Origin of the sequence: Streptomyces sp. NPDC048383 (assembly GCF_040651775.1) — a bacterium.
GTDB lineage: Bacteria > Actinomycetota > Actinomycetes > Streptomycetales > Streptomycetaceae > Streptomyces.
This window is the reverse complement of sequence record NZ_JBEZKS010000123.1, coordinates 1-7,095: the sequence shown is the minus strand read 5'-3', so window position 1 is coordinate 7,095 and position 7,095 is coordinate 1. Positions and strand designations below refer to the sequence as shown.

Annotated in this window: 8 protein-coding genes; all 8 read left to right on the top strand. The window is 71.2% G+C overall.

The annotated features are described in order from the left end of the window. The first annotated feature begins 215 nt into the window (after positions 1–215). The gene (locus tag AB0D46_RS38110; protein ID WP_362884645.1) at positions 216–869 is read left to right on the top strand and encodes an HAD family hydrolase; all 654 of its coding nucleotides are present in this window, start codon (positions 216–218) and stop codon (positions 867–869) included. A 43-nt stretch (positions 870–912) separates the two neighbouring features. Then, positions 913–2,136: an MFS transporter gene (locus tag AB0D46_RS38105; protein ID WP_362884643.1), complete on the top strand. Its 1,224-nt coding sequence runs from the start codon at positions 913–915 to the stop codon at positions 2,134–2,136. Further along, on the top strand, positions 2,108–3,256 hold the full coding sequence (locus AB0D46_RS38100) for an acetoin utilization protein AcuC (RefSeq protein ID WP_362884647.1): 1,149 nt from the start codon (positions 2,108–2,110) through the stop codon (positions 3,254–3,256). The genes AB0D46_RS38105 and AB0D46_RS38100 overlap by 29 nt, the downstream gene beginning before the upstream one ends. A 79-nt stretch (positions 3,257–3,335) precedes the next feature. Continuing rightward, on the top strand, positions 3,336–4,166 hold the full coding sequence (locus AB0D46_RS38095) for a phosphatase (RefSeq protein WP_362884641.1): 831 nt from the start codon (positions 3,336–3,338) through the stop codon (positions 4,164–4,166). Positions 4,167–4,280: 114 nt separating this feature from the next. Next, positions 4,281–4,490, top strand: a complete 210-nt coding sequence (locus AB0D46_RS38090; RefSeq protein ID WP_162688852.1) for a helix-turn-helix domain-containing protein — start codon at positions 4,281–4,283, stop codon at positions 4,488–4,490. A gap of 150 nt (positions 4,491–4,640) precedes the next feature. Next, on the top strand, positions 4,641–4,739 hold the full coding sequence (locus AB0D46_RS38085) for an AURKAIP1/COX24 domain-containing protein (protein WP_003948845.1): 99 nt from the start codon (positions 4,641–4,643) through the stop codon (positions 4,737–4,739). 95 nt (positions 4,740–4,834) lie between these two features. After that, positions 4,835–5,914 carry an NAD-dependent epimerase/dehydratase family protein gene (locus AB0D46_RS38080; protein WP_362884639.1) on the top strand — a complete coding sequence of 360 codons (1,080 nt, stop codon included), beginning with the start codon at positions 4,835–4,837 and terminating at the stop codon, positions 5,912–5,914. Next, the gene (locus tag AB0D46_RS38075) at positions 5,914–6,945 is read left to right on the top strand and encodes a lysophospholipid acyltransferase family protein (protein ID WP_362884637.1); all 1,032 of its coding nucleotides are present in this window, start codon (positions 5,914–5,916) and stop codon (positions 6,943–6,945) included. Before AB0D46_RS38080 ends, AB0D46_RS38075 begins: the two co-directional genes overlap by 1 nt. Positions 6,946–7,095 lie beyond the last annotated feature (150 nt).

Below are 7,095 nucleotides of genomic sequence, written 5' to 3'. Positions count from 1 at the left end.
GATGGTACTGCAGGGGGGACCCTGTGGGAGAGTAGGACGCCGCCGAACAATCATTGTGGGAAAGCCCCGCACCAGGTAACTGGTGCGGGGCTTTTCTGCGTTTACGGCCAGGTCGTTTACCGGCGGGCCGCCGGCCCGGCCGCGGGGCCAGAGTTCCTCCGTTTACCAGCACCGGCCTGCCGGGAACCCGGACCGAACGCTCGTACTGTGGGTGGATGGGCTATGAGCTGGTCATCTTCGACAACGACGGCGTCCTCGTGGACAGCGAGCCGCTCTCGAACACCATCCTCTCCGCGTACCTGACGGAGGTCGGGCACCCGACGACCTATGAGGAGTCCCTGCGCGACTACCTGGGCGGCGCGGTGCACCGGGTGCACGACCTGATCCTCGAACGGACCGGGCAGCGGCTGCCCGCGGACTTCGACCGGGTCCTGCACGACCGGATCTTCGCCGCGTTCGAGCAGGACCTGCGGCCCGTCCCCGGCGTGACCGAGGTGCTGGCGGAGCTGTCCGCGCAGGGAGTGCCGTACTGCGTCGCCTCCTCCGGGAGCCACGAGCGGATCCGGGTCGGGCACCGCAGTGCCGCGCTCGGCGAGTGGTTCGAGGAGGAGTGGATCTTCAGCGTGGACGACGTCGGTCATGGCAAGCCTGCGCCCGACCTGTTCCTGCACGCCGCCGACATGATGGGCGTCCTGCCCGCGCGGTGCGTCGTCGTCGAGGACAGCCGGCTCGGGATCGACGCCGCCCGCGCCGCCGGGATGGACGTGCTCGCCTTCACGTCGATGACCCCCGCCGAGGGTCTCCCCGGTGCCAACGCCTACTTCGGGGAGATGAAGGAGCTCTACGGGCTGCTCGGATTGGGTGTGTGATCGCTCTACCCACCGGTAGCCCCTGGGCCTACGCTCAGCCGCCATGACAGTTGATGCGCGGCTGCGGCGTGGCCGCCGGGCCCTGGGGTTCAGCTTCTTCGCGCAGGGGGTGGCCTTCGCCCTCCTGGTCACCCGCATCCCGGCCATCCAGGACCGGTACGGGATATCCGACGGGCTGTTGCCCGCCTTCCTCGCCGCCGTGCCGGTCCTGGCGGGGGTGTCGAGCGTCGCCACCGAGCACCTGGTGAAGCGGGTCGCGCCCAGCGCCGTGCTGCGGTGGGCGCAGCCGGTCGTACTGCTGTCGCTGCTGGGGGTGGGGGCCGGCACCTCCATGTGGCAGGTCGCCGTGGCCCTCGGGGTGTTCGGGCTGGCCGTGGGGGCGTTGGACGCCTCGATGAACATGCTCGGGGTCAGCCTGCAACGCGCGTACGGGCGCAGCATCATGCTGGGGTTCCACGCCTCGTACAGCCTGGGCGGGATCCTCGGCGCGTCCGCGGCGTGGGCGGGGGCGCATTGGCACCTGGAGCTGTTCACCGGGTACCTGCCGGCGGTGGTCTTGGTGCTGCCGTTGGCGTTGCTGGCGAGCCGGTTCTACGTCGACGCGGCGGCCGGGGCGAAGGACGGGGCGCAGGGGTGGCCGGCCGGGGGCGGGAAGTTGTTGCTGCCGCTGTGCCTGGTGATGGCGTGCGCGTACATAGGGGACTCGACCGTCGCGAACTGGAGTGCCAAGTACCTCCAGGACGTGCTGGGGGGTTCGGAGCAGCTGGCGACGGTTCCGTACAACGTGTACATGGTGACGACGCTGATCGGGCGGGCCGTCGGGGACCTCGGGGTGCGCCGGTTCGGGGCGGTGGCCGTGGTGCGGGGCGGGACGGTGGTGGCCGCGGGCGGGTTCGCGGTGGTGGCGTCGGCGCCGGGGGCCTGGTGGGGGATGCTCGGGTTCACGTTGCTGGGGATCGGGCTGTGCGTGATCGTGCCGCAGACGTTCGCGGCGGCGGGGAGGCTGTTCCCGGGGGCGTCCGACACGGCCGTCGCGCGGCTGAACATCTTCAACTACGTCGGGTTCCTGATCGGGTCCCCGCTGGTCGGTGGGGTCGGGGACGCGTGGAGCTACCGGGGCGCGATGCTGATCCCGATGGTGTTGGTGTTGGTGCCGCTGTTCAGTACCCGCTCGTTCGGCTCCGGTGGGGCCCGATACGGTGGCGGGCATGAGCGGCGAGCCGGTGACCGGGTTGTTGATGTGGGACGAGGCGGTAACGAAGTATGACTTCGGGCCGAGCCATCCGATGGACCCGGTGCGTCTGGCGCTGACCATGGGCCTGGTACGGGCCTTCGGGCTCGACCGGGAGGTCGAGGTGCGGGCGGCCCGCGCGGCCGGGGATTCGACGCTGCGGCTGGTGCACCGCGAGGAGTACGTGGCGGCGGTGCGGGCGGTGTCGGCGGATCCGGGGGCGGCGGACGGCTCGTACGGGATCGGGACCCTGGACGATCCCGCGTTCCGCGGGATGCACGAGGCGTCGGCGCTGATCGCGGGTCAGTCGGTGGCGGCGGCGGAGGCGATCTGGCGGGGTGAGGCCGCGCACGCCGTGAACTTCGCCGGGGGGCTGCACCACGCGATGTCGGGCGGGGCCGCCGGTTTCTGCGTGTACAACGACGCGGCGCTGGCGGTGGCGCGGCTGTTGGAGCTGGGCGCGGAGCGGGTCGCGTACGTGGACGTGGACGTCCACCACGGCGACGGGGTCCAGGCGGCGTTCTGGGACGACCCGCGGGTGCTGACGATCTCCCTGCACGAGCACCCGCGCACCCTGTTCCCGCAGACGGGTTGGCCGGAGGAGACCGGGGGCGACGGCGCGCCGGGGAGCGCGGTGAACGTGGCGCTGCCGGCCGGGACGGGGGACGAGGCGTGGCTGCGGGCGTTCCACGCGACGGTGCCCGAGCTGCTGGCGGACTTCCGGCCGCAGGTGCTGGTGAGCCAGCACGGCGCCGACACGCACTTCGAGGATCCGCTGGCCCACCTCGCGGTGTCGCTGGACGCGCAGCGGTCGGTGCAGGAGGCCTGCCACCGGCTGGCGCACGAGCACAGTGAGGGGCGCTGGCTGGCGTTGGGCGGCGGCGGGTACGCGGTGGTGGACGTCGTACCGCGGTCGTGGACGCACCTGGTGGGGATCGCCGCGCACCGGCCGGTGGACCCGGCGGCGGAGGTTCCGCAGGCGTGGCGGGACGAGGTGTACGCGCGGACGCGGCAGTCGGCGCCGGCGCGGATGACGGACGGTCGGACGGTCGGGTGGCGGGAGTGGGAGGCCGGCTACGATCCGGCGGACCGTACGGATCAGGCCGTTCTCGCGACGCGGCGGGCGGTGTTCCCGCTGCGCGGGATGTTGACCTGACGCAGCATGTGTTACGCCAACTGTGTGGCTGTTCGCCGGAATTGATGACCCGCCAGGTGGGGTGCGACAGCATCGGAGCGTGTTGAGCACCGGAGCGCTGCGTGCGCATCTGCTGGCCGCCCGGTTGGCCGGGCCCGTCGCCACGACGCGGGAGGAGAGCCTGCGCAGTTACCGTCTGTTCGCGGCGCGCGATCCGCGGGTGCTGCTGGGGCTCGACCCGGAGCGGGTGTGGGGCGAGGGCGAGTTGTTGGGTCTGATGGCGGCCAAGTGCGGGGTCTCGGCGGACCCCGCGCACGTCAGCGGGCCGGACGTGATCGATCCGGAGCGGACGGTGGCGGCCCTGGGCGCGTTCGCGGAGCGGCTGGGTGCGGTGGCGGGAGCGCGGGCTCCCGTGCTGTTCGGGACGGGTCATCCGCATCGGCTCCTGGAGTTCTACGCCTGTTTGGCGGCGGCGCTGTCGGCGGCGGGATGTGAGGTCCTCACTCCGGCGCAGGGGGTGCGTGTCGACATGGCGACCCGGTTCGGCGTACGCCCGCACCGCATCGATTACGTACGGGGAGTCGCGTTGGTGCGGGAACCCGGCGTGCGGCCGTCGGGGAGTGCGACCGGCGTGCACTCCCATTCGCCGCTGCCGGTTCGGGTCGCGCTCGGGGCGTTGGCGGAGGCCGGCGAGCGGCTGCCGGAGTTGGTGGTGGGGGACCACGGTTGGGTCTGCGGTGCAGGTCAGCTCGGTGTCGAGGCGATCGGGCTGGGGGACACGGATGATCCCGCGCTGTTCGTCGGGGAGGCCGAGGGGCGGCTGGCGGTGGCCGTTCCGCTTGATGACGGGGTGCGCCCGGACTACTACCGCCCGCTTACGCGATACCTGCTGCACCGCGCAAGACTGCCGTGCCGCCAGGAGTGGCCGTAGCTCCTCTTCCCCACTCGTATCACCCGCCCCTACTCTGGGGAGTGAGCGTGCGACGACGATGAGTAACCGGAGGGGAAGCCGGTGCCCGTCCTGCGCGGAAGGTCAAGGTGTGTCATGGCTGCTGGCGAGAGGCCTCTCAGTGAGGTTCAGTTCCTGACCGTGGCGGAGGTCGCCTCGGTGATGCGAGTGTCGAAGATGACCGTGTACCGCCTGGTGCACAACGGTCATCTGCCCGCAATCCGGGTGGGCCGGTCCTTCCGGGTCCCCGAGAACGCGGTTCACGAGTACCTCCGGGAGTCGTTCGTGGGGGTGGAATCAGCCTGAGGAGGGGCTCCGGATCATCGGCGGAGGCCGCGGATTACAAGCTCCGAGCTCGGGCGGGTAGGCTAGGCCGACGTAGGTCGTGTGGGCCCAGACGCCCCGCACCGTTCTCCGTCAACACGGGGATGTTCCGAGAAGTGAGCGAGGGTAGTCGTGGGCTCTGTTATCAAGAAGCGGCGTAAGCGGATGGCCAAGAAGAAGCACCGCAAGCTGCTCAAGCGCACCCGCGTCCAGCGCCGTAACAAGAAGTAAACGGCAGCTGTACGTGTTCTCCGCAGCCCCTCCACCATCCTTGGTGGAGGGGCTGCGGTGCAGCCGGGGACTTCTTCGAGGGAGGCGCTGAGCTCGTGGGGAAGGTCGTGCTCGTCACCGGGGCATCCCGGCAGCTGGGGGGCCGCTTCGTGCGGCGGATCCAGCGCGACCCGGAAGTGGAACGCGTCGTCGCGGTCGACGCGGTCAAACCGCCGCACCGGCTCGGCTCGGCCGAGTTCGTACAGGCGGACATCAGACAGTCCGGGATCGCCCGCGTGCTCGCCGAGCACGCCGTGGACACCGTGGTGCACCTCGCGGTGACCGGTGGCGGCCCGGGATCGGCCGGCGCGCGCAGCGCGGTCAAGGAAACCAACGTCATCGGGACGATGCAGCTCCTAGGAGCCTGCCAGAAGTCGCCGACCGTACGCCGGCTCGTGGTGAAGTCGAGCACCAGCGTGTACGGGGGCACCTCCCGCGACCCGGCCGTCTTCACCGAGACGACCCAGCCGAAGTCGCTGCCGGCGGGCGGTTTCGCGAAGGAGGCCGCCGAGGTCGAGGGCTACGTACGCGGCTTCGCGCGCAGACGGCCCGACGTGGCGGTGTGCGTGCTGCGGTTCGCGAACATCCTGGGGCCCTGGGCGGATTCGGCGCTCGCCGAGTACTTCTCCATGCCGGTCATGCCGACGGTCCTCGGCTACGACCCCCGACTGCAGTTCGTCCACGAGGACGACGTCGTGGACGTGCTGCGCCTGGCGGCGGGGGAGCCGCGGCGCGGAACCCTGAACAGCGGGACGTTCAACGTCGCCGGTGACGGGGTGCTGTTGCTGTCGCAGTGCTCGCGCCGGCTCGGGCGGCCGACGGTGCCGTTGCTGCTGCCCGCGGTGACGTGGGTGGGGTCGGCGCTGCGCGCGGTCGGGGTGACGGACTTCTCGCCCGAGCAGATCCGGCTGTTGACGCACGGCCGGGTCGTGGAGACCACGCAGATGCGGGAGACCCTGGGGTTCCGGCCCCAGTACACGACCGCCGAGACGTTCGCGGACTTCGCGCGCAGTCGCGGGAGCGGGCTGCTGCCGGCGGATCGGGTGGAGCGTGTCGTGGAGCGGGTGGCGGGGTTGCTGAAGGTGGATGCGGGCGCGGGTGCGGGCGCCGGTGTGATCGAGGGAGCGAAGCGATAGTGGCGGACGCCAAGGTCATCCCGTTCGACGAGGAGCGGCCGCGCCGGCGGGGCGGGCCCCGTACGGTGCGGGCGGTCCCGACGCCGGCGCCCGATCCGGTGGCGGCCGATCCGGTGGCGGCCGAACCGCTGGGCGAGCCGGTGGAGGTACCGCTCGTGGAGCCCGCCGCCGGGTCGGCGGCGTCGTCCGGTGCGGGCTGGGACCGGCGGATCGCGGGCGGGCTGGCGTTCCTGCGGCGCCGGATCACCGGGGACTACGAGGTCGACGACTTCGGCTACGACGAGGAGCTGACGGACCAGGTCCTGATGACCTTGCTGCGGCCGCTGTACGACAAGTACTTCCGGGTCGAGGTCAAGGGCATCGAGAACATCCCGAAGGAGGGCGGCGCGCTGATCGTCGCCAACCATTCGGGGACGTTGCCGCTGGACGGGCTGATGCTCCAGTTCGCCGTGCACGACCAGCACCCCGCGCAGCGGCACCTGCGGCTGTTGGCCGCCGATCTGGTGTTCATGCTGCCGGTGGTGAACGAGCTGGCGCGCAAGGCCGGTCACACCCTGGCGTGCGCGGAGGACGCGCAGCGGCTGTTGGAGGCCGGGGAGCTGGTCGGCGTGATGCCGGAGGGCTTCAAGGGGATAGGGAAGCCGTTCGGGGAGCGGTACAAGCTCCAGCGGTTCGGGCGGGGCGGGTTCGTGTCGACGGCGCTGCGCGCGGGGACGCCGATCGTGCCCTGCTCGATCGTGGGGGCCGAGGAGATCTACCCGATGGTCGGCAACGCGAAGACGTTGGCGCGGTTGTTGGGGGTGCCGTACTTCCCGATCACGCCGACGTTCCCGTGGCTGGGGCCGTTGGGGGCGGTGCCGCTGCCGACGAAGTGGACGATCCAGTTCGGCGAGCCGATCCCGACGGACGGGTACGCGGCGGAGGCCGCGGAGGATCCGATGCTGATGTTCAACCTGACGGACCAGGTGCGGGAGCAGATCCAGCACACGCTGTACAAGCTGCTGGTGCAGCGGCGGTCCGTGTTCTTCTGAGTCGTGAGTCGGCCGGTCGGTGCCGGAAAGAAGGAGGGGGGCCGCGCGGTGCGCGTGCGGAGGGCGGCAGGGCCATGTCGAGGAGCGCGTCGATGGTCTTCTCGTCCAGCTTGCTGTCGAGGTGGAGGGATCGGCGGATGATCTTCCCGA